Source organism: Actinoplanes sp. NPDC049118 (genome assembly GCF_040648555.1).
In the GTDB taxonomy this organism is placed as follows: Bacteria; Actinomycetota; Actinomycetes; order Mycobacteriales; family Micromonosporaceae; genus Actinoplanes.
In genome coordinates this window covers 45,676-67,897 of record NZ_JBEZDY010000036.1, presented here as the reverse complement: position 1 = coordinate 67,897, position 22,222 = coordinate 45,676, and the positions used below count along the sequence as shown (strand labels likewise).

The 22,222-nt window shown below is 70.4% G+C and carries 17 protein-coding genes; 9 read left to right on the top strand and 8 right to left on the bottom strand.

Translation table 11 applies throughout. The features are described from left to right. Nucleotides 1–664: 664 nt before the first annotated feature. The 4 genes from AB0B58_RS37835 to AB0B58_RS37820 are packed head-to-tail and all read right to left on the bottom strand — an operon-like array spanning nt 665 to nt 3,333. Nucleotides 665–1,237, bottom strand: a complete 573-nt coding sequence (locus tag AB0B58_RS37835; RefSeq protein WP_360234531.1) for a hypothetical protein — start codon at nt 1,235–1,237, stop codon at nt 665–667. Further along, complete coding sequence (locus tag AB0B58_RS37830) at nt 1,234–2,619, bottom strand: hypothetical protein (protein WP_360234528.1); 1,386 nt, start codon at nt 2,617–2,619, stop codon at nt 1,234–1,236. The genes AB0B58_RS37835 and AB0B58_RS37830 overlap by 4 nt, the downstream gene beginning before the upstream one ends. Then, nucleotides 2,616–2,948 (bottom strand): type VII secretion target, encoded by a 333-nt coding sequence (locus AB0B58_RS37825; RefSeq protein WP_360234525.1) that lies wholly within the window; start codon nt 2,946–2,948, stop codon nt 2,616–2,618. Before AB0B58_RS37825 ends, AB0B58_RS37830 begins: the two co-directional genes overlap by 4 nt. Beyond that, complete coding sequence (locus AB0B58_RS37820; protein WP_360234522.1) at nt 2,938–3,333, bottom strand: YbaB/EbfC family nucleoid-associated protein; 396 nt, start codon at nt 3,331–3,333, stop codon at nt 2,938–2,940. The genes AB0B58_RS37825 and AB0B58_RS37820 overlap by 11 nt, the downstream gene beginning before the upstream one ends. Before the next feature lie 134 nt (nt 3,334–3,467). Here AB0B58_RS37820 and AB0B58_RS37815 point away from each other — a divergent pair, with 134 nt between their 5' ends. The 3 genes from AB0B58_RS37815 (at nt 3,468) to AB0B58_RS37805 (ending at nt 7,932) form a co-directional block, all read left to right on the top strand. Next, nucleotides 3,468–3,782 carry a hypothetical protein gene (locus AB0B58_RS37815; RefSeq protein WP_360234519.1) on the top strand — a complete coding sequence of 105 codons (315 nt, stop codon included), beginning with the start codon at nt 3,468–3,470 and terminating at the stop codon, nt 3,780–3,782. Next, nucleotides 3,746–4,591, top strand: coding sequence for a hypothetical protein (locus AB0B58_RS37810; protein ID WP_360234516.1), 846 nt, complete (start codon nt 3,746–3,748; stop codon nt 4,589–4,591). Before AB0B58_RS37815 ends, AB0B58_RS37810 begins: the two co-directional genes overlap by 37 nt. Before the next feature lie 350 nt (nt 4,592–4,941). After that, a complete protein-coding gene (locus AB0B58_RS37805) occupies nt 4,942–7,932 on the top strand; it encodes a BTAD domain-containing putative transcriptional regulator (protein ID WP_360234513.1) in 2,991 nt (996 codons plus the stop codon). Here the strand turns inward: AB0B58_RS37805 and AB0B58_RS37800 are convergent, their stop codons facing one another. After that, nucleotides 7,933–8,406, bottom strand: a complete 474-nt coding sequence (locus AB0B58_RS37800) for a hypothetical protein (protein ID WP_360234510.1) — start codon at nt 8,404–8,406, stop codon at nt 7,933–7,935. It abuts the gene before it with no gap. A gap of 130 nt (nt 8,407–8,536) precedes the next feature. Between AB0B58_RS37800 and AB0B58_RS37795 the strand changes: the two genes are divergently transcribed. Continuing rightward, on the top strand, nt 8,537–11,845 hold the full coding sequence (locus AB0B58_RS37795; RefSeq protein WP_360234507.1) for a TIR domain-containing protein: 3,309 nt from the start codon (nt 8,537–8,539) through the stop codon (nt 11,843–11,845). 291 nt (nt 11,846–12,136) lie between these two features. On the opposite strand, the gene AB0B58_RS37790 is transcribed toward AB0B58_RS37795, so the two are convergent. Next, nucleotides 12,137–12,973: a hypothetical protein gene (locus AB0B58_RS37790; protein WP_360234504.1), complete on the bottom strand. Its 837-nt coding sequence runs from the start codon at nt 12,971–12,973 to the stop codon at nt 12,137–12,139. Between the two features lie 17 nt (nt 12,974–12,990). Continuing rightward, nucleotides 12,991–13,812: a hypothetical protein gene (locus tag AB0B58_RS37785; RefSeq protein WP_360234501.1), complete on the bottom strand. Its 822-nt coding sequence runs from the start codon at nt 13,810–13,812 to the stop codon at nt 12,991–12,993. Nucleotides 13,813–14,013: 201 nt separating this feature from the next. Here AB0B58_RS37785 and AB0B58_RS37780 point away from each other — a divergent pair, with 201 nt between their 5' ends. Continuing rightward, nucleotides 14,014–14,892, top strand: a complete 879-nt coding sequence (locus AB0B58_RS37780; protein ID WP_360234498.1) for a bile acid:sodium symporter family protein — start codon at nt 14,014–14,016, stop codon at nt 14,890–14,892. Nucleotides 14,893–15,038: 146 nt separating this feature from the next. Here AB0B58_RS37780 and AB0B58_RS37775 read toward each other — a convergent pair whose 3' ends face one another. Beyond that, on the bottom strand, nt 15,039–15,638 hold the full coding sequence (locus AB0B58_RS37775) for a winged helix-turn-helix domain-containing protein (RefSeq protein WP_360234495.1): 600 nt from the start codon (nt 15,636–15,638) through the stop codon (nt 15,039–15,041). Between the two features lie 484 nt (nt 15,639–16,122). Between AB0B58_RS37775 and AB0B58_RS37770 the strand changes: the two genes are divergently transcribed. The 4 genes from AB0B58_RS37770 to AB0B58_RS37755 all read left to right on the top strand — a co-directional run bounded on the left by AB0B58_RS37770 (nt 16,123) and on the right by AB0B58_RS37755 (nt 22,210). Next, on the top strand, nt 16,123–16,743 hold the full coding sequence (locus tag AB0B58_RS37770) for a hypothetical protein (RefSeq protein ID WP_360234492.1): 621 nt from the start codon (nt 16,123–16,125) through the stop codon (nt 16,741–16,743). A gap of 135 nt (nt 16,744–16,878) precedes the next feature. Further along, the gene (locus tag AB0B58_RS37765; RefSeq protein ID WP_360234490.1) at nt 16,879–17,499 is read left to right on the top strand and encodes a thymidine kinase; all 621 of its coding nucleotides are present in this window, start codon (nt 16,879–16,881) and stop codon (nt 17,497–17,499) included. A 179-nt stretch (nt 17,500–17,678) separates the two neighbouring features. Then, nucleotides 17,679–18,587 (top strand): carbonic anhydrase family protein, encoded by a 909-nt coding sequence (locus tag AB0B58_RS37760; RefSeq protein WP_360234487.1) that lies wholly within the window; start codon nt 17,679–17,681, stop codon nt 18,585–18,587. Nucleotides 18,588–18,937: 350 nt separating this feature from the next. Then, the gene (locus tag AB0B58_RS37755) at nt 18,938–22,210 is read left to right on the top strand and encodes a S8 family serine peptidase (RefSeq protein WP_360234484.1); all 3,273 of its coding nucleotides are present in this window, start codon (nt 18,938–18,940) and stop codon (nt 22,208–22,210) included. Nucleotides 22,211–22,222: the final 12 nt, after the last annotated feature.

Below are 22,222 nucleotides of genomic sequence, written 5' to 3'. Positions count from 1 at the left end.
GGCCGAGAGGGTGTCGGGATGATCTAGTGGATGACGATCCCGAAGTAGACCTCGACGGGTGGTGCGCCAGGGCGCCTGTCGCTACACCGGCGTGCATTGTCCTGCCGAGAAGAATGCGCCGGCTGTTCAGATGGCCGTCGTAGGATAGGCCAGGCAACTGCACCGGAAACTGAGGAACATCGTGACGAGTACGCGCGAGATGATGCGAGATTCGGTCAAGCCGGCGTTGAAGCAACTCGGGTTCCGCGTCTCGGGTTCGGTGTTCACGCTCCCATCGGAGACTCACCCGACATGGACCGCCCTCCAGATATCCCGGTCAAGCTCCTGGGTGAGGGCCCGAGTTCGCGGGCAGCGTCCGATTGGGCGAATCGACCTGCGCACCTGGCCGGAGCGAGAAGCCTAATCCGATCGCCTACAACGGTGTGTCGGGTGGTAGGCACGTCTCGGCGATCACTGTTTCCGGGCCAGGTTGGTAGGTCAGCCGGAGGCCGAGTCGGCTGTATAGCTCCGCCCTCTCACGGGGGTCGGCGCCCCGGACCAGGTCGAGCAGGTCTTTGAACGCGTCCGCTATGGCGTCGAGTTGGTCGCCGGTCATCTGCTGCGGCGGTGCCTCGGTGACGCCGAGCCGGGCCTGGGCGGTTCCTGTTTTGCGAACCAGGTCGCCTCAGCTCAGGGGCTCGCCGTCCGGACCCATCACATAGCCGAACTGGGACATCGAACCCGCGCGGTCGATTTCGTCCAGGGCCTCGGGGGTGAGGCTCTCCATCGGCGGGTCGTCGGCTCTGTCACGCCAGTTGCGCATGAAAAGCGTCAGGTATTCGACGTTGATCTCGCCCTTCTCGATGTGAAAGCCGCCGTCCCGCTCGAACGCGACGATGAGCGGAAAGAACGGATCCTCCAAGTCCGCGCGGAGCTGGACGCCGGGTGTTTCGCGCAGCGCGACCCAATGCAGGATGAACGGCGCCAGCCGGGTCATCGCGTTCGGTGTACGCCGCGGAATGGCTTTCACCACCCTGTCCACGACCGCCTGATCGGCCCGGACGGCCGGGTCCACGCAGGCCGCGATGTCGAAGAACGGAGACTTCGTGTCGCAGGCGGAGGCGTCTGCCCAGCGGGCGGCCCGGCGGAAGTACTCGCGTATCAGCGCCGCCTTCGACCAAGACCTATGGCCGTGGCGCTGGTAATCGATAGCGGTGAGACGCTCGGCCATGGCGTCTACGGCTTCCTCGGGTGTCATCGCCCTAATCCTCTCAGGGCCGCATCAACGACGTCATCCAGGTTCGAGAGGTCGTCGGCGATCTGCACGCCGGATCCGTCGAGCCCGTACGCCCGCCAGTGCTGCAACGGAGCGTCCCCGCGCCAGCGGTGCGGCGCCAGATCGTGGGCGCCGGGGTGCTGGCTGTTCAGCATGCTTGCGCCGGTCTCGTCGAAGGCGTCGGGGTGTGAGGAGCGGTAGGGCAGGCCTGCTTCCATCAGCCTGTTCTCGACGTATTCGTGGGCGGCCAGGTTGCGGAAGTCGGCGATCTGGTCCGCGTCCAGGGTGCCGTCGCGCGCGCCTGCCCACAGGTCGGCGATCTCCTCGTCGGGCGTGAAATAGCCGCGCTCCACCTGGTTGGGGCCAAGCGGGACGTCGTGTTGCTGGACGAAGAGGTTCTGGTGCATGCCGTCGATGATCCGCGGATCGAGCCCCGTGTTCGCGGCGACGACAGGTACGTCCTCCGGGCTGTTGCGGATGCTGCGGTACGCGTCCGCGGCCCGCTCGCTGATTCCCTGACCGTCATCCACGAAATCGCCGGCGCCGGTCGGGAAGCCGCTGCGGAACTCGTCCGTGCCCGGGTGCGCCGAGCCGGTGCGGGCCAGCTCTTTGTTGCGGCGGCTCAGCTTGGTGAACAACTCGGCCAGGTCGTCGAGCATCGGGTGAAGGCGTCGTAGACTATTCAGCAGGCCCCGTACGAAATGCTGGATCTTGTTGACCCACTTGGCGACCAGTGTCCCCACCTGCCCGATCACCAGTGGGGTCGCCAGTCCGAGCGTCAACCCTTCCTCGGCCAGCCATTGCGGCAACCGAGCAGCCAGCACGCCGACGAACTCGGCAATCAGGTCCCGCACGATGCCGCGGACCAGGGCGACCAGCAGGCCGGCGCCCTCAACGGCGTAGGAGATGCCCTTGGCCGCCGTGGCCAGACTCTCCAGGACCTCCATCTGAGCCCCGGCCTGACCACGGTAGGCGTCGCCCGAGGCGCCGAACCAGTCGGCGACCTCAGCGCTGAGACGGTCGGCGTACTGCTGACGGGCCTGATCGGTGAAGGCGGATACGTTGGCCCAGGTGGCGGCGTGGGCGGCGATCTCGTCGGCGTTGCCGGCCAGCCAGTCGAGCGCGTCCTTGAGCGGCTTGACGTGCTCCATCAGCCATGAGACTCCCCATGCCACGAGCGTGCCCAGGGGGTCGATGGCCAGCGACAGCATGTCGAGGGAGGTGCCGACGCTGCCTAGTGTGCCGTCGACCCAGCTGCCGTTCTGGATGCCGTTGGTGATCTGTGCGGCGTCCTCGACCATGCCCAGGCCGGTGTACCACGTGGTGGAGTCGTGGACCGGGGCAACCAGGGGGTTGGTGCTCACAGCGGAAGCTCAGGCATCGGCGCGCCGGACACACGGATGCGTCGGCCCGCCGACTCGTCGGTTCCGGTCGTCTCGGTGACGGTGGACCGAAGTCTGTCGGCGGTCTCGCGCAGTGAGTCCTCGGCGTCGTTGAGCGCGCCGGTGGCCAGCGAGAAGATCGGGCTCAGGAGTGCCGGCAGGAACTGGCAGAGCTGTCCGTAGGCCTGTGTGTCCATGGTGACCTCACGGACGGCGCCGCGCGCCGTCTGCACCGCGTCGGCGACCTCGTCGACGCTGCCGGCGTGCCGCCGGATCTCGGCCGGCGGGAATTGCAGGAACTCATCGGGCACGGTCTTCACCCGGCTCGCCGGTAGGCTCAGGGAAACGCTCCGCGTATGAGTTGATCACCGCGCGGCCGGTCTCGGTGTCCTCGCCGACGGTCTCGCGCACCTGTTCGGCCACCTGGGCGGACAGGTCGGCCTGGGCACGGCCGACCAGTGCCATGATGTCGTGGCTGAGCTCAGCGCCGGACCGCCGCCGGGCGTCGTCGTCGATGTCGAGCCGGACGAGTTGCCCGCCGGACCCGACGGCAACGGCGAGAAGGCCGTCCTCGCTACGCGCCTGACCGGTCAGAGTAGCCACCCGACGGGACAGATCGACGGCGCTCCGCGCCCGCGCATCGACGCCGGCGACCCACGAATCCAGCCATTCCTCGGCCGCATCGACATCGCTCACGATGCTTCCCCCATGGGGGCACTCTAGGTTCGAGCAGCCCAGGGCGGCAACCGTGAGGCGACCTGCGCGACATGGTCAGATTCCGCAGCAGATAGCCCACACCGCGCTGGGTATCACTTGTGGCCACGGGTGCCATGGCCGCATTACTTCTCGCGCCGACGGCGACTCATGCTGCCGCCCGCACCGGCGACATCACACAGGTCGACGTGGCTGCCGGCGGGGCGCCCGGCGATGTCTACGTCGGCGACCTGGACATTTCGAACGATGGTCGGTTTGCGGCCTTCACCTCGAGCTCGTCCAATCTCGTTCCCGGCGGCTCGAACGGCACCTACGACGTTTTTGTCCGGGATCTCTGCACCGGCAGGACCACGCTGGCCAGCGGGGGCATCGACGGCCGGCCGATGGCTACGCCGTGGAAACCGTCATCTCCGGCAACGGCCGGTACGTGACGTTCATCGAGGTGCACGGCGTGGGTCAGGAGGCGTTCCTCCATGACCAGAGGACCGGCGTCACCAGGCAGATCACCGCGCCGACCGGCGGTGCCCCGGCCCTAGCCGCCGTCTTCGAGGCCGCCCTTTCCGGCAACGGCAAGCGGGTGGCCTTCAGCGGCACCGGGGATTACACCGGCGACGGCGGCAGCGCGAGTGCGGTCTATCTTTCCGATCTGGCCACGGGCGCGACGACCCGGATCAGCCCGCAATCCATCGGCACCGACCTGGTGGACGCCGGCTCGCCGGCGATCGACCGGAACGGCACCAAGGTGCTGTACGCCGGCTACGCCGCACTCGACCCATCCGACACCAACGCGGGATCGGACCTCTACCTCCGTGACCTGACCCCCGGCACCACCGTGCTGGTCAGCGCCAACCACGCCGGCTCGGGCGCCGGAAACGGCGAAACCTACGAGGGAGCGCTGTCGGCCGACGGCCGCTACGCGGGGTTCTACTCGCTCGCCTCCGACCTGGTCGTGCCGGACACCAACGGCGAGGTCAACGACGTCTTCCTCCGCGATCTGAGAAGGGACCGCACCACCCTGGTGACCAGGTCCGCCTCCGGTGACAGCGGCAACGGCCTCAGCTGGGGCGGCATTCCGTCGGGCGACGGCAGCCACGTCCTGTTCACCTCGGCGCGGCAACCAACCTGGGCGCCGACCCGGCGACGGCCGGGCACACCGCTTCGTACGCTGCCCGCGGCGCTGCTGAACCACGCCGGCATCGATCTGTACCACAGTGGAGTCGCGTCCCCGCCGAGCCGGTGATCAGGCCGATCCGGCCCGGGACGCAGCCCCGACCGCCGATCTGGGCGACGACCCCGGGTCCGGACGGCGTCCCGAACCGCGCCCCGGTCGAAGCAGGGACTGCGCGGCAACGCTCCGGGCCGGTCGAGGCGTTGCCGCAGGGTAGGTCGCCCGTCGCTGTTGGCCTCACCTTGACGTCCCGATTCCCCCGTAACGCTCCGCGTAACCGGGCGAGGGCGACCATCTCCCTGCAACGGGACCAATGGTCGTCGACGGATCTTGTACGTAGCATGGGAGACTGGTGGCGTTCCTTGTAGATATCTTGAATCTCCTGGTGGGGACCGTCTGGGCGAAGGGTGTGCTGAGGTCAGTTGGCGGCGGAGTTCGGGGTGCTCGGCGCGGTGGAGGCCCGGATCGGCGGCCGGTCGATCGTTCTCGGACATGCTCGGCAGCGCTGCGTTCTCGGCGTGCTCCTGGTCGAGGCCGGCCGCCCGGTCACGGTCGACCAGCTGATCGACCGGGTGTGGGGCGAGGACGCCCCCCAGCGGGCCGCCGGCGCGCTCTACAGCTACCTGTCCCGGTTGCGGGGGGCCGTCGCCGACGCCGGGGCGGCGATCGAGCGTCAGCCCAGCGGGTACGTCCTGACCGTCGACCCGCAGACGGTGGATCTCCACCGCTTCCGTCGGCTGATCACGCTGGCGCGGACGTCGGAGTCGGACCAGTCGGCCACGGACCTGATAACTCGGGCGCTGGCCTTGTGGCGTGGCGAGCCGTTCGCCGGCCTGGACGCCCCGTGGCTGGCGTCGACGCGGCGGCTGTTGCTCAACGAACGGTTCGCCGCCGAACTCGACCGTAACGACGTGTTGCTCCGGCTGGGCCGGCATGGCGAGCTATTGCCCGCCCTGTCCGCCGCCGCCGCCGCGTATCCGCTGGACGAACGGCTGGCCGAGCAGTCGATGCTCGCCCTCTACCGGTGCGGCCGCCAGGCCGACGCCGACGAGCAGTACCGGCGGATCCGCCGCAGCCTCGCCGACGAGCTCGGCAGCGATCCTGGCGCCGCGCTGCGCCGGCTGCACGAACGGATCCTCGCCGCGGACCCCACCCTGGGCGTCCCGGCGGGTGACGCCCGTGCCCCGGGTGTCCAGCTCGCCGCTCCCACGACGGTGCCGGCGCAACTGCCGGCGGACGTGCGCGCCTTCACCGGGCGTACCGGGGAACTCGCCGCGCTGGACCGGTTGCTCGCGCCGCCCGAGGGCGACGAGCCGCCGCTGACCGTCGCCCTGCTTTCCGGTACGGCCGGAGTGGGCAAGTCCGCCCTGGCCGTCCGATGGGCGCACCGCGTCCGGGAGGCGTTTCCCGACGGACAGCTGTACGTGAACCTGCGCGGCTACGACGCCGAACAGCCCGTGGCGGTCGCCGACGCGCTGGCCGGGTTCCTGACCGCGCTCGGCGTACGGGGTCCGGAGATTCCGCCGGGGGTCGACGAGCGCGCCGGCCGCTACCGGTCCGAGCTGACCGGCCGCCGGATGCTCGTGCTGCTCGACAACGCCTCCTCGGTGGAGCAGGTACGGCCGCTGCTGCCCGGCACCGGATCCTGCCTGGTGCTGATCACCAGCCGGGACTCGTTGCCCGGCATGGTGGCGGTGCATGGCGCCGAACGGGTCAGCCTGGATCTGCTTCCGCCGGCGGACGCGGTGGGGCTGCTGCGCCGCCTGATCGGCGCCCGGGTGGACCACGAGCCGTCGGTCGCCGCGGACCTGGCCGCGGCGTGCGCCCGGCTGCCCCTGGCGCTGCGGATCGCCGCCGAGCTGGCCGCGGCGCGTACCGATGTGTCGCTGGCCGAGCTGGTCGCCGAGCTGGGCGATCACCAGCTGCGGCTGGACCTGCTCGACGCGGGCGGCGATCCGCGTGCCGCGGTCCGCGCCGTCTTCTCCTGGTCGTACCAGAACCTGCCGGCCGACGCGGCCCGGGCGTTCCGGCTGCTCGGCCTGCATCCCGGCGACAGCGTGCACGTCGAGGCCGTGGCGGCGCTGACCGGCACGGACGTCGGCGAGGCCCGGCGACTGCTCGGCGTGCTGGTCCGCGCCAGCCTGGTACACGTCGGCCGCGGCGGCCGGTACGGCATGCATGATCTGCTGCGGGCGTACGCGGCGGAACTCGCGACGGTGCACGACGCCGCGCCGGCCCGGAAGGCCGCGCTGACCCGGTTGTTCGATCATTACCTGGCCGGTTCCGTCGCGGCGATGAACGCGCTCTACCCGGAGCAGGCCCCGGCCGCCGGTGACCCGGACGCGGCCCGGAACTGGATCGAGGCGGAACGGCCCAACCTGGCCGCCGCCTGCACGTACGGTGCCGCCCACGGCTGGTATCGGCACGCCATCGACCTCGCGGGAACCCTGTTCCGCTATCTCGACGCCGGTGGGCCGGTCGCCGAGGCCGTCACCGTCACCGCGTCCGCCGTGTCGGCGGCCCGCGCGGTCGGCGACCGGGCGGCACAGGCCCGGGCACTGTCCGATCTGGGCCGGTTGCACCGGCGGCAGGGCCGCCTCGGCGAGGCGGCCGAGACCTACCGGCAGGCCCTGGCTCTCAACGCCGACCTCGGCGAGCGCGCCGCCGAAGCGGTGGCGCTGCGCAACCTGGGCAGCGTCCACTGGCGACTCGGCGACTACCGGCAGGCCGCGGACCACTACCGGCGGGCCTGGACGCACCACCGGCTACTGGGCGACGAGGCCGGGCAGGCCGACGCCCTGGTCCGGCTCGGGCTGGTCGACGCCCGGCTCGGCGACGAGGCGCAGGCGACGGAGCGTCTCCAGGCGGCCCTGGAACTCTCCGCGCGGCTCGGCGACCGGTTCAGCGAGGCGTACGTGCTCTCCCTGCTCGCCCGGCTGTCCCGCCGGCCGGCTCAGCTCGAACGGGCCGCCTTCCAGCTCGAACAGAGCCTCGCCGCGGTCCGGCAGGCCGGAGACCGCACCGCGGAGGCGTACGCGCTGACCGATCTTGCCGCGGTCTACGCCCGCGGCGACCGGCTCGCCGACGCGGCCGGTCACCTGCGTCGGGCCCTGGTCCTGCACCGGCGGATCGGGGACCGGGCCAGCGAGGCCGAGGCGCTCAACGACCTCGGCCAGGTCCTGCGCGCCGCGGGCGCCGCGGCGGAGGCCCGAACCCAGCACGACCAGGCGCTGGTCCTGGCCCGGGAGATCGGCGACCGGTACGAGCAGGCTCGCGCTCACGACGGCATCGCCGCCACGTACGGCGACCGCGACGGCGGCCGGCCGCACCTGGATCTCGCCCGGCGCATCTTCGCCGACCTCGCGGTGCCCGCCGCGCCGAGCCTCGGATTTCGCGCGACCCCCGGCCGGTAGTCAGGCCCGGAGCACGCCGTCCACCCAAAGCACGGTGACCGGGAGCCCACGGGCCCGGGCATACGTGACGATGTCCGCGGTCCCGCCCAGGCCGCGGGCCGGGCGGCCGTCCCAGACGGCGAAGAGATGATCGCAGCGCTCCACCAGGGCCTGACCGGCGGCGAGGAAGGCGTGCTCGTTGGGCTCCGAGTAGGGCATGGTGATCACCGTCACCGCCGCTCGCCTGAGGTCCTCGAACCGCGCCCGGCTGTCGTCCGCGATCAGCGAGCCGGCGTAGCCCTCGCACGGCAGCACCACCTCGAGGGTGCCGCCGGCCGCCAGGACCTGGGTGGCGAACAGCTGGTCGGCGCCGTCGGCGAGGTTCGACACCCCGTGCAGCCGGGTGCTGGCGGGCAGAACCCGGCGCCAATGGTCCACCGCGTGGTCGACGATGCTCTGCGGGAGAATTCGATGACCTGTGACACCGAATCGCACATCGACCTCCGTACCAGGTCTCGTCAAGCTCGAGAGCACCATGACGATACGGTCTCCCGCCTTTCTGATGGGGGCAGATGCAGGGCACAATCTGTCGTCGCCGTACGTGCCGACCGCCGGGGGACCTGTAATGACCTTCAATGGGTTTATTTCGTACAGCCATGCCGCGGACGGGCGGCTGGCTCCCGCCGTGCAGCGTGGTCTGCACCGTCTGGCAAAGCCCTGGCATCGTCGGCGTGCCCTGTGGATCTTCCGGGATCAGACCGGACTGGCGGTGACCCCGGGGCTGTGGTCCTCCATCCAGACCGCGTTGGACGGCTCGGAGTACTTCGTGCTGCTCGCCTCGCCCGAGGCCGCGCAATCGCAATGGGTGAACCGGGAGATCGAGCACTGGATCGCCACGAAGTCGGCGGATCAGATCCTGCCCGTGGTGACCGACGGGGAGTGGGCGTGGGACCAGGAGCGGCACGACTTCACCGAGGACTCGACGGCGGTGCCCGCGGCACTGCGGGGGGTGTTCGCCGAGGAGCCGCTGTTCCTGGATCTGCGGTGGGCGCGGGGCAGCGAGCATCTCAGCCTGCAACATTCCCGTTTCCGGGACGCGATCGCCCAGCTGGCCGCCCCGATGCACGGGGTGAGCAAGGACGAACTGGAGGGTGAGGACGTCCGGCAGCATCGCCGGGCGCGCCGGCTGCGGTCCGGTGCGGTGGCGACGCTTGTGGTGCTGACCTTGCTGGCGGCGCTGACCAGCGTGTCGGCGGTGCGCAACGCGGACCGGGCGACGGCCGCGGCGGCGGAGGCGTTGCGTCAGCAGCAGGTGGCGGAGGCGCAACGCAGCAGCGCCGAGCGGTCCGCGGAGGAGGCGACCCGGCAGCAGGAGGCGGCGCAGCGGCAGCAGGCGCTGGCGGCGTCCGCGGCGGCCGAGGCGGAGCGGTCGGAGCGGTTGGCGCAGGAGTCGGAGCGGTTGGCGCAGGAACAGCAGAGGCTGGCGGATCGGGCGACGGCCGAGGCCCGGCGGCAGCAGCAGATCGCCGATCAGGCGGCGAGGCGGACCCGGGAACAACAGCGGCTGGCGAACGAGGCCGCCGTGCGGGCGCAGGAGCTGGAGCAGGAGGCGCGGCGGCTGGAGGCGGAGGCACGGCGGCTGGAGAAGATCGCCGAGGAGAACCGGCGGGCGGCCGACGAGGCGGCTGAGGAAGCCGCCAGGCAGCAGAAAAAGGCGGAGCACCAGCAACGGATCGCGATCAGCCGGCGGCTGACCACTCAGGCCAAGGCGACGCTCGTCAGCGAACCGAAGACCGCCCTGATGCTGGGGGCGGCCGCCCAGGCGCTCCTGCCCGACGACATTGAGACCCGCGGCGAGGTCACCGGCATCGTCACGGCGACGAGCTACGCCGGCACGATCAGCAACGTGACATCGGCCGTGTATGGGCCGGGCGGCGTCGTGGCGGCCCTCGGCACCGACCGCAGGGTGTCGCTGTGGAACGTTAAGGACCGGACGAATCCAGCCCGGATCGCCACGATCAGCGATCCGGTCGCGGCCGACACCGCCCTGACCTTCAGCCCGGACGGGCGGACCCTGGCCGTTGTCGACCCGCAGGACGCGGCGGTCCTGTTCGACGTGGCCGACCGGTCCCATCCGGTCCGGCTCGTCAGGCTGCCCGGCGACGCCGTGAACGCGGTGGCGTTCAACGGTGACGGGACCACCCTCGCCGTTGGCGACGGATCTGGGGCCACGACCCTGTGGGACCTGGCCGACCGATCCCGGCCACAGCAGCTCGGCACGTACGACGCTCCGGCGCCCGTCCCGGCGAATGGCCTTGTGTTCAGCCCGGACGGACGCACCTTGGTCGTGCAGTCCCAATCCTTGATCATCTTGGACGTGACCGATCGGGCCGATCCCGTCAAACTCCACACGCTTCCCGGCCTGAACGTGAGCTCGATGGCGTTCGATCCATCCGGTTCAGTCCTGGCGGTCGGGCACTCCGACGGCTGGGTGCAGTCGTTCGCCATGAGGCGTCCGGCTACCGCCCGGGTCATGCAGGATCCTGCGCCGCCGGGCATGCCCCCCGAGGATACGGACCCTGCCGACAAGGACGACTACGAACAGGTCAACGTGCTGACCGGCGTTGCCGGCATCCGCGCGATCGCATACAGCTCGGACGGGCGCTATCTGGCCGCCGGCGGCGTGCAGGGCACCGCGATGGTGTGGGACATGACGGATGTGAGTGAGCCGACGCGGATCCTCACCGCGCGGACCAACGGCGCGATCAACACGGTCTCCTTCGACCCGGGCGGGGCAAGGCTGGTCACCGGCGACAGCTCGGCGACGGCGACCCTGTGGGACACCAGGCTCCCTGGCACTCCGGACCCGCGCGCCGCGCTCACCGTCCCGGTTGGGCCGATTCGGGCGACGGCGTTCCGCCCGGACGGACGTACCCTGGTCGCCGCCGGCTCCGACGGAACGGCGAGTTCCTGGAGAGTCACCGACCCTGCCCGGCCGGTCCCGGGCGCCGGCCTGACCATCCGCGGCGGAGCTGTCACGTCGGTGGCGTTCAGCCCCGACGGCCGCACGGCGGCGGCCATCGGGCGGGATCGGCTGCTGACGCTGACGGATGTGACCCGCCCGGAACAGCCGGTGGTGCTCCCTGCCTCGATCGAGGGAGGGGGCCCGGTCGGCAACGCGATGGTGTTCAGCCCGGACGGGCGCACCCTCGCCGTGGTCGCCGGGCCCACCAGGCTGCTGCTGTGGAACGTGGCCGACCGGACCCGTCCCGCCCTGCTGGCCACGCTGAGTGACGGCGTCAGGTTCGGAGACGCGGTGGCCTTCAGCCCGGACGGACGCACTCTGGCCGCCGGCGGCGGCAACCAGGCCCTGACGCTGACGCTGTGGGATCTGACCGACCGCTCCGCCCCGACCCGGATCGGCACGATGGCCGGCCATAGCCAATGGCCGGATTCGGTGGCCTTCAGCCCGGACGGGCGCACCGTGGCGAGCGGCGGCTGGGACGCGGTGATGCTGTGGGACGTCACCGACCGGGCCCGTCCGCGCCGGATCGCCACGCTGACCGACCACGACCACCTGGTGACCACGGTGGCTTTCAGCCCGGACGGGCGCACCCTGGCAGCCGGAGACCGCCAGGAAGTGTTCCTGTGGGACACCGCCAACCCGGCCGTTCCGATCCGACTCGCCTCGATGCCGAGTCGCGGCGGCACGGAGCGTGGGGTGCTGTTCAAGCCCGACGGGCGCACCCTGACCGTGGCCACTCAGATCGGCAGCGAAAGCGGGAACATCACGCTGCAGAGTTACACGAAGCTGAACAGCATCCGCGCGGACCCGGCTGAATCTGCCTGTGCCACTACCGGCCGCGGCCTCAACGCCGGCGAATGGGCCCGCTACATCCCCGAGATCCCGTACCGGCGTACCTGCACCAGCTGACGGCTCGCCGCTCGCGACGGTGCCCGGGAACCCCATGCGTTCCCGGGCACCGTGCGGTAGCGAGGCTTACCCGGGGTGCTTCGCCCGCCACAACTCCCCGTGCCAGCAGCGCATTGCCGAGGGCTGCAAGCGAGAACACCACGACCACGCCGGCCTGAGTCAGGTGTTCCTCCGCGCTGGAACCCAGCTCCAGGACGTGCGCCAGCACCCCGGTCGACAGGGCGTCAGCCCACAGAGCGAGATAGATGAGGACACCCGCGGGCAGGGTCAGTGCGGCGCCGGAGGCGGCTTCTAGGTGCGCCACGTCGGCGGTGAGACCGAGGCGCTGGCCTCGATGCCGAGCCGGGCCGTCAGGTTTTTCAACGCCTCCTCGGTGCGGGCCGCCGCCGTGAACGCCTGGTCGGACCCACCGGCCGTGGCATCGACGTAGACGATGGCGTCGGGCGCGCCGTACATCGTGACGTTCGACCCCAGTTGCCGCCATGGTCGCAGGCCCAGCTCGGGCAGGTCGGCGTCGGCGAAGCCGGGCGGCGCCTCGTCGAGTGTGGCGGTGAAGCCGAGTAGGCGAGGGATCCGGTACACGGCTTGATGCAGGAAGAACCCGGACAGCGTGTCGGCCTGTACCGTCCAGCCATCGTCGGTGGTGACCAGAGCGACGGGGTCGGCGTGTGCGGCCTGTGCGGCGGGGTAGCCCCATACGTTGCAGTACTGGTACTCGGCCATGAACACGCACACCCGCCGGTCGTCGGTGCCGTGCAGCAGCGGGTCGTCGGCCGGTATCGGGCCCGCGTGCGACGTCGCCTCGAACTTCGGTGGGTAGACCGGGTGGACCCAATACAGCCGTGGCTGGTACAGAAAAGAGTTGTACGGCAGCCGCCACCACTCGTCGAGCGCGCGTGGCACCGGCAGAGCGGGGTCGACGCCGTCCAGCATGTCGTCGCCATCGGGTGGCGGGACGGTTCCGGCGAGGGCCCGGCGCGCGGTGTCGTACCACAGCGGTGGCATCTCGTCGTCCGGGTCGATGCCCCACTCACGCTGGAAGCGTCGCAGCAACGTCCAGCGTGCGCCGCGCCCGTCGCAACCGGCCAGCCACGTGGCGAACATCCCGTAGTCGACGACCTCGGCCATCTGCGCACCGTACCGGATCAGTGCCGGAGGCTGGGGTGGCGCTCGTCCCGTTCGTGCGCCGCCGTGATCTCCGGCTTCCACCCCGGGTCTATCCGGGCGGCGAGGTCGCGCAGCGCCTGCCGGGTACGCCCGACGGCCCACACGACCTCGCCCGGGTACCGGTAGACGATGGCGTCGGGCGCGCCGTACACCTCCACGGACCAGTAGCCGTCCTCTTCCCACGGGGGCAGGCCCAGCTGGGGTAGCCCGGCGCCGTCCAGCGCAGCGTCCAACTCCGGGGTGGTCTGCGGGACCTCTATGGCGAACCCGTGCCGCCACGGCAGGCGCATCACCGCCAGGTGGACCACGAACTCCGACAGCGACCGGCTCTGCACACTGCCCGGACTCAGGTCGCTGTGAACCACCGGCGGGTCGGCCTGGCCGGCCAGCGCCGCCGGGTATCCCCACCTGCTGTCGCTGAAGGCGCGACCGAGGAACCGCACCATCCGCAGGTCGGTGGCGCCCGCCAGGATCGGATCATCCGGTTCTAGGTCGTCGTCCTCGTCTTCTTCCACCCGCGGTGGATAGATCAGGTACGACCAGTACAGGTGCGGCTCGTCGGTGTAGGAGGTGGCGGGCAGCCGCAGCCATTCGTCCAGCGCCGCCGGCACCGGCAGGTGGGCGTCGACACCCTCCAGGTCCTCATCGACCAGGTCGTCGATCCACGAGAAGATCTCCGACGGCTGTGGCGTGACCCCCCACTCCCGCTCGAACTGCGCCAACAACGCCCACCGGCCGGCCCGGTCAGTGCAGGCGGCCAACCGCTGCGCGAACCGCCCGTAGTCGACGACACCATCCACCCTGCCAGCCTATCGACCCCGCACCCCGATTGGTTCGCACGCTGTCGATGGCGGCGCCGTCCCGCGTGTGGTCGTTTCCGAAAAGGGCCGGTGCCGCCGCCCCGCACGGTTCTGACTGCGCACGCCGGTAATGGCCGTGGATGCACCGGTGGCCGAAATGAGGATTCCTCGCGTCTGTGTGCGGGGGAAGAATGCTGCGCCATGGACTCGTCATTGACGGCCGTCGGGCTGCCCATCGCGCTCGGCATCATCATGCTTGGTCTCGGTCTGACCCTGACCGTTGCCGACTTCCGCCGCGTCGTGGGCTATCCCAGGCCGATCCTGATCGCGCTCGGTTGCCAGGCGCTGTTGCTGCCCGCGCTCTGCTTCGGGCTGGTCGTCGCGCTGAATCTGCGGCCCGCGCTGGCGGTCGGCATGATGCTGCTCGCGGCGTCGCCCGGCGGCACGACGGCCAACCTGTACAGCCACCTCTTCGGCGGAAAAGTGGCGCTCAACGTGACCCTCACCGCCGTGAACTCGGTGCTCGCGGTCGTCACGCTGCCGATCGTCGTGAACCTCTCGGCCGCGTACTTCCTCGACGACGCCGGATCCATCGGCCTGCAGTTCGACAAGGTGCTGCAGGTCTTCGCGATCGTCCTCGTGCCGGTCGCCATCGGCATGGTGCTGCGGGCGCGATCCCCGAGGCTCGCCGACCGCCTGGCCCGGCCCGTCAAGATCCTGTCCGTCGTCGTACTTGTCGCGGTCATCGTGGGTACGGTGCTCAAGGAGCGCGAGAACGTCGCGGACTACTTCGTCGCCGTCGGCGTCGCGGTCCTGATTTTCAACGTGGCGAGCCTCGCCATCGGGTACGGCGTGCCGAGGCTGGCCAGGGTCGGCAGGCGCGAGTCGATCGCCGTCGGCATGGAGATCGGCATCCACAACAGCACCCTGGCGATCACGATCGCGGTCAGCCCTGCCCTGCTCAACAGCACCGAGATGGCGATTCCCGCCGCCGTGTACGGCATCGTCATGTTCTTCACCGCCGCCGCCTTCGGATACCTCGTCACCCGGCGGAGGAAGCGGGAGGGCATCCCCGCGTGACCTGATATGGACCACCGCGGCGCCCGTGCCTCCTTCGCGCTGTGCCGACCCGTTGCCGGCGCGCAAGCCGCATCAACTGACGACGGTGTGCCCATCCGGTCCTGGCTCGCCGCAAATCGCCAGGCACGCGCGCTCGCTGTCGGCCGTCAGGTCATCGACAGCGGGTCGGGCGGGAAGAGCCGGTGCCCGTCCCAGGGGTCGACCGGCGGGGGATAGGCGGGCTCCGCCTTGGCCGGCTGGGCGGGGGCGGGTTCAGCCAGCAGGTTCGAGGCGGTGGCGCGTTCGTCGTTGAGCCGGGCGCGCGCGGCCTCGAAGACCGGCCCCGTGAGGCCGGCCGGCGGCTCGTCCCGCCAGCTGTCGAGCGCCCGGCGTATCTCGTCGGTCCCGTGTTCGGTCCGCGCCAGCGCGGCGCGGAAGGCTTCGGCGTCGACGGCGTTCTCGTCGGCGCGGAGCACGTACCCGGCGTCGGTCAGCGCGATGAGCGAGGTCCGCTGCGGGTCGAGGGCCCGGCGCAGCGCGCCTATATGCCGCTGCACCACGTCGACGCCGTTCTCCGGCGGATCGCCGCTCCAGAGCGCGGCGACGATACGGTGCACCGGCACGGGCCGGCCGGCGTCAAGCAGCAGCATGGCGAGGACCGCCTGTTGCCTGGGCGGCCCGAGGTCCACCGGTTCGGAGCCCCGGTAGGCGCGGAGCGAGCCGAGGATCTCGAACCGCAGCGCCACGGCAGACGAGCCGTCGGTCATCTCGATATCCCCACAGAGCAGCGGTCCTGGACTGCGGCGGTGCGGCAGCCAGCAGCAGCATAACGGGCGGCGCGACGGCGGAAACTCGACGATGCGGTGCGAGGTGTGGCGATCCAGGCCGACGTCGCGGCTACGCGGGCGCTGCCGGTGTCGACCTGGTCGTTCAGGCGCATACGACCCCGGCCGCGGATCGCCGGTGGGCGATCCAGCTTTCGGGTAGCGGACCCATTCGCAGCAGATCCGCCGGATCCGCATCCGTCTGCCTTCTACGCGACGACACCAGGGGAGTTGACCGTGGGGCTGTCAGCCGGAAGGTCCCGGTGGGCGCGGGTAGCCAGTTCCGGACCTGCTTGTGGGCCGGTGGTGGACTCTGTGGACCGTCCGCCGGCGCGAGAGGCATTCGGATCGCCTAACTCAAAGTGATGCACGCAACTGGTACTGCGACCTTGACATCGATCTCCCTAATTCACTTATAGTCACCGTCGTGAGTGGGAGTGTGCGACCCGTGTGTGTACCGCAAATCCATCTTGAACTGGGTGAGGGTGAAGTCGGCGAGGCGTGGGCCGAGACGCCCGCTTTAACCGAGATCGATACTCTCCGTGTTGAATTTGATGGCGGCGCGGAGGACTCGCTCGGGAACCGAATTCCCACTCTGGGTGACGACGGCGGCGGCGTGACCCAGGAACCGGCCCGGAACGCATGGCACCGATGGTTCAGTTCGGCTCACGACGGAGACGACGTGGGGCTGGATCTGCTCCCCTTCGATGACGAAGACTGGCACCCGTCGGCGGCCGATCCCGAACCGGAACCGGCGCGGCCGGTTCCGTCCGGCCGCAAGGCGCGCCGAACCGGGAAACCCGGATCCCGGCGAAAGCGGATCGTGCTGGTCGGGATCATGTCGCTTGCCGTGCTCAACTTGGGGGCCTCGCTCAGCGGTCCTGCCGGGGCGCCGAGACGATCGACGGCGCCCGGCGGCGTCGCTGCGGACCGTCCGGGAACGCCGCAGAATCAGGCGCACATCGACGGCCTCCGTTTCTTCCCGCTGCCGGCCCGGTCGTCGCTCGGGGCGCCCACCACCGGAACCGGGCCCGTCGCGCGACGGTGACCGGGAAGTGATCTTGCCGGCGGTGAATCCGCTACGATCCTTCCGCCTGCCGCGCCGCGGTCTCGTGCCGCGTGCGCAGGGCCCGGCCGGGCGCGCGGCGACGTACCCGGACCCGGCAGGAGGCGGCGAACCACAGTGGCCCATTTGCACTACCGGCATGCGGCGATGAACAGCGGCAAGAGCACGATGGTGCTGCAGTACCGGCACACGTACGCCGCGTGTGGCCGCCGTGGGCTGCTGATGACCCGCCTCGACCGGGCCGGCACCGGCATAGTCTCGTCCCGCATCGGCCTCACCGCCGACGCCCTCGAAATCGGGGCGGAGGCGGACCTCACCGACCTCGTCCTGCTGCGGCCCGGCCCGAGCGTCGACCACGTCATCGTCGACGAGGCCCAGTTCCTGTCGCCGGAGCAGGTCGACCAGCTCGCCGCCCTGGTGGACGATCACGATATCGACGTCTTCGCGTTCGGCCTGCTGTCGGACTTCCGTGGCCTGCAGTTTCCCGGTTCGGCCCGGCTGGTCGTGCTGGCCGACGTCGTGGAGGCGCTGCAGGTGTACCCGATGTGCTGGTGCGGCCAGCCGGCGCGGATGAACGCCCGGGTGGTGAACGGCGTGATGGTCCGCGACGGTGACACCGTCGTGGTCGGTGACACCGAGGCCGGGGTCGGCTACGTGGTGCTGTGCCGGCGCCACCACCGGGCCGGGCGGCCGTACGCCCCGGAGCGGACGCCGGTCGGCGCCGGCCACGTCGAGTAAGCCTCATCGGCGCCGCGCCCGCGCGATTGGGGCTGGAAGACGGTTGATCGGGCCTCCCTCGAGGGGTTCGGTCCAGATCGCCATGAGCCTGAACGCCTCCATGATGGACCGAGACGCAGCGTCACACTCCCGCTTTCATCTGCCCAGGGTGAGGACATCCGATGTGGTGTGAATGACGCTTGCCCCCGGCCGACCGTTGGCGCGACTCACCATCAGGTCGGAACCTGAATCCGACCGCCCGGGAGGTCCCCATGTTCGGTACACCTCGGTTCGCCGCCGCGCTCGCCGCCGGTTTGCTGGTCGTGTGCCCGCTTGCGGTAAGTCCCGCCTGGGGCGCCGATGCGCAGGCCTGGAACCACGACGTCGCGGATCCGGTTCGCGGACCCGCGGCCTGGGGGCTGGTGGACCCCAGCTTCGAGGCCTGCGCGTCGGGGCAGGCGCAGTCGCCTGTCGAACTCACCGTCACGCGGTCCGCCCGGCTGGCGCCGTTGCGGCTCGACGACCCCGCTTCTCCGCTCGTCGTGGAGAACACCGGGCACGTGATCGAGGTTCCGATCGGCGCGGAGGTCGGTGCGGTGCTTCGGGTGGGCAACGACGTCTACCGGTTGGAGCAGTTCCACTTCCACGCCCCTAGTGAGCATACGGTGCTCGGGCGTCATGCGGATCTCGAGGCACACCTGGTGCATCGGGACTCGGCGGGCCGGCTGGCAGTCGTCGCCGTCCTGATGAATATCGGCAGACAACCGAACGCCCTCGTCGACCGGATCGCCGCCGCGGCGCCGATGGAGGCCGGCGAGGAGCGGGACACCGGAACGGTTGTCTGGCCGACCGATCTGCTGGCCGTTCGATCCCACGTTGGGCGGGCCAGAGTGGACCGCTACCTCACTTTCGCCGGGTCGCTCACCACCCCGCCCTGTACCGAAGGTGTCCGGTGGTTCGTGGCTGAGCAGCCGACAATCGTTTCCGCGACCGCCGTGCGGCGGCTGCACCTGCGCATCATGCACTTCCCCGGGTACAACGGATACTCCGACAACAACCGGCCGACCCAGCCCCGCAACGAGCGATCCGTGCTTCGCTCCCGGCGTTGATCCGGCCGTCCTGCGCCGCCGTGAAGTCCTCGCTGACCACTCCCGATCGCCCGTCCACGACCTTCCGGGCACCGGGCATGGGACCGCGCGGAGCCCGGGTATGGGCGGAATGTCTGCATCCAATGATCTTCGGCCCTTGATCAACCCATTTGCATGCAGGATGTCTTGCGGTTCTACGGCTCTCACGCCGCACTTCTTCCCGTCGATGTCCCTCATTCATGCACATCATTGAATGTCACGTACTAGTCACAAAGCGTCCTAGCCTAGTGACATCGAGGGGTGTGAAACCCAATGATCCGCGGAGATGTGCCCGTACCCCCCGGGCGCCCATCTCCTCGGAGGACCCGTACGTGAGACAACAATCTTCTCGGCGCCGGCGGACCCTCACGGCCCTGCTCGCCTCTGGCGTGACCATCGGCGCGGCGGCCCTGAGCGCCTCCACGCCCGCGAGCGCCGTGCCCTCTCCCGCCCCGGCGCCCGTCGCCGAGGCCGCCACCCCGAAGGAGGCGCCGGCCGACGGGCTCGACTCGCACGACGCCGACCTGCTGGCCCAGGCCGAGGGCAGTGGTGTCCGCAACGTCACCCTGATCATCTCCACCGATTCCGGCAAGGCGGACGACGTCGCCGGGCAGGTCAAGAGCCTCGGCGGCACGGTCACCCAGCGCTACGACAAGGTCGGCTACGTGCTGGCCTCGGTGCCGACCGCCAAGGTGGTCAAGGCCGCGAAGCTGCCCGGTGTGTCCGCCGTGGACCTCGATGAGAAGATCCAGCTGCCGGACCCCGAACTCACCCACGGCGGCGCCAAGGGCGCCGCGCAGGGCGGCACGCTCCCCGGCCCCGGCGCGGGCACCCCGGCCGCGAACCCGTACATGCCGACGGACGAGATCGGCTCGGTCGAGTTCAAGAAGAAGCACCCGACCTGGGACGGGCGCGGCATCACGATCGGCATCATGGACTCCGGCGTCGACCTGGACCACCCGGCGCTGCAGAAGACCACGACGGGCGAGCGCAAGATCGTCGACTGGGTCACCGCGACCGACCCGGTGACCGAGGGCGACGGCTCCTGGCGGGCGATGGTCACCCAGGTGACCGGCCCGACGTTCACGTTCGGCAACCAGAGCTGGACGGCGCCGGCGGGCACCTGGAAGGTCAACCGCTTCACCGAGGCCATCACCGCGGGCGACGAGGCCGAGGGCGACGTCAACCGCGACGGTGACACCACCGACGTGTGGGGCGTCCTCTACGACCCGGAGAGCCACGACATCCGGGTGGACACCAACCAGAACCGCGACTTCACCGACGACGCCGTGCTGCGCCCGTACCGGGAGAAGTACGACGTCGGCCACTTCGGCACCGACAACCCGGCCACCCCGGTCGTCGAGAGCATGCCGTTCGTCGTCGAGTACCGCGAGGACGTCGACGCGTCGGTGGTGGGTCTCGGCACCGTCGACTTCGTCAGCATCGGCATCCCCGAGGGCATGCACGGCTCGCACGTCGCCGGCATCACCGCGGCCAACGACATGCTCGGCAACCGGAACTTCGACGGCCAGGCGCCCGGCGCGAAGATCGTTTCCTCGCGGGCCTGCTCGTGGGGCGGCGGCTGCACCGTGGCCGCGCTGACCACCGGCATGGTCGACCTGGTCGTCAACCGGCACGTCGACGTCGTCAACGTGTCGATCGGCGGCCTGCCGGCGCAGAACGACGGCAAGAACGCCCGCGCCGAGCTCTACGACAAGCTGATCAAGGACTACGGCGTGCAGTTCTTCATCTCGGCCGGCAACTCCGGCCCGGGTGTGAACACGGTCGGCGACCCGTCGGTCGTCTCCGATGTCGTCAGCGTGGCGGCCAGCGTCAGCAAGGACACCTGGCTCGCCAACTACGGCTCGGTCGTGAAGAAGGAGAACGCGCTCTTCAACTTCTCCTCCCGTGGCCCGCGCGAGGACGGCGGCTTCAAGCCCAACCTGACCGCGCCCGGTTCGGCGATCTCCACGGTCAACACCTGGCTGAACGAGCCGGGCGTCGCGGAGGCCGGCTACACGCTGCCGATCGGCTACGCGATGGCGAACGGCACGTCGATGTCGTCCCCGCAGGCCGCCGGCGCCGCGGCCCTGCTGCTGTCGGCCGCCAAGGCGACCGACCGGGGCATCACCCCGGCCCAGCTGCGGCGGGCGCTCTACACCTCCGCGGAGAAGATCAAGGACGTGCCGGTCGCCGCGCAGGGCAACGGCCTGATGGACGTCAACGGCGCCTGGTCGCTGCTGGCGCGCAAGGTCGAGGCCCGCACCTACACCTCGTCGGCGCCGGTCTGCACCCCGTTCTCGGCCGGCTTCACGACGCCGGGCCAGGGTGTGGGCATCCACAACCGGTGCGCGGCCGGCCAGGGCGGCCTCAAGGCCGGTCAGTTCAAGACCTACAACCTCAAGCTCACGCGTACGTCGGGAGCGAAGCGTTCCGTGCTGCACCGGCTCTCCGTGGCCGGTGACAAGGGCGCGTTCCACGTCCAGCCGCTGGTCCTGCTGCCGCTGGACAAGACGGTGACCGTGCCGGTGCTGGTCACCCCGAAGTCGGGCCTCAACAGCGCGATCATCGAGGTCGACGATCCACTGACGACGGTCACCGACTTCGAGGTGCTCAACACGGTCGTCACCGGGGCCGAGCCGGCCAAGCCCGCATTCGACATCCACGCCGAGGGTTCGGTCGACCGCAACTCGTCGACCTCGTACTTCATCACCGTGCCGGAGGGCGCGACCGCGCTGCAGGTGGATCTCTCCGGGATCGCGACCGGCTCGCAGACGCGCTGGATCGCGATCAACCCGTGGGGTGTCCCGGTCGAGAGCACGTCCAGCCTGTCCTGCTACAGCAACTTCTCCGACGAGAAGGCCTGCAAGCCGCAGGAGCGGGCGTACGAGAACCCGATGCCCGGCGTCTGGGAGCTCGAGGTGGAGTCCCGGCGGACCTCGCCGATGCTGCACAACCCGTATGAGCTGTCCGCCAAGGTGCAGGGCGTGACGGTGGAACCGGCGAAGGTCGAGCTGCCCAGCGTCACGGCCGGCACCGCGACACCGGTCACCTGGTCGGTGAAGAACAACTTCGGCCCGCTCAAGCTCACCGCCGTCGGCGGCACGCTGGGCAGCGCGCTCTCCGCGCGGCCGACCATCGCGGACAGCGAGGACCAGGAGTACACGGTCGAGGTGCCCGCGGGTGCGCAGCGCCTGTACGTGGCGATCGGCAACGTCAGCGACCCGGCGGCCGACCTGGACCTGACGGTCTCCTTCGGTGGCGCGCCGGTCGGGCAGTCGGCGGACGGCGACTCGGAGGAGTCCGTGTCGATCCCGAACCCGGCGGCGGGCACGTACACGGTCGCGATCAACGGCTACGCGGTGCCCTCGGGCAGCACGCAGTACGACTACCAGGACATGTTCCTGAGCCCGGCCCTCGGTGCGATGACCGTGCCGAACACGGTGCTCACGCTCGCGAACGGTGCCACCGCGCCGGTCAACGGCTCGATCACCGCGGCGGCCGTACCGGCCACCGGGCGCAGCCTGTTCGGTGAGATGGCGCTGACCACGGACGAGGGCGCGGTCGTCGGCCGCGGCACCGTCACGATCGGCGAGGTCCGGTAACAGAACGCAACG

What these genes read in the sequence shown, in the direction of transcription:
- AB0B58_RS37835 (WP_360234531.1), bottom strand. Translation starts at nt 1,237, where the DNA reads ATGACACCCGAGGAAGCCGTAGACGCCATGGCCGAGCGTCTCACCGCT.
- AB0B58_RS37790 (WP_360234504.1), bottom strand. Translation starts at nt 12,973, where the DNA reads ATGGCCGAGGTCGTCGACTACGGGATGTTCGCCACGTGGCTGGCCGGT.
- AB0B58_RS37815 (WP_360234519.1), top strand. Translation starts at nt 3,468, where the DNA reads ATGGCCGCATTACTTCTCGCGCCGACGGCGACTCATGCTGCCGCCCGC.
- AB0B58_RS37780 (WP_360234498.1), top strand. Translation starts at nt 14,014, where the DNA reads ATGGACTCGTCATTGACGGCCGTCGGGCTGCCCATCGCGCTCGGCATC.
- AB0B58_RS37795 (WP_360234507.1), top strand. Translation starts at nt 8,537, where the DNA reads ATGACCTTCAATGGGTTTATTTCGTACAGCCATGCCGCGGACGGGCGG.
- AB0B58_RS37775 (WP_360234495.1), bottom strand. Translation starts at nt 15,638, where the DNA reads ATGACCGACGGCTCGTCTGCCGTGGCGCTGCGGTTCGAGATCCTCGGC.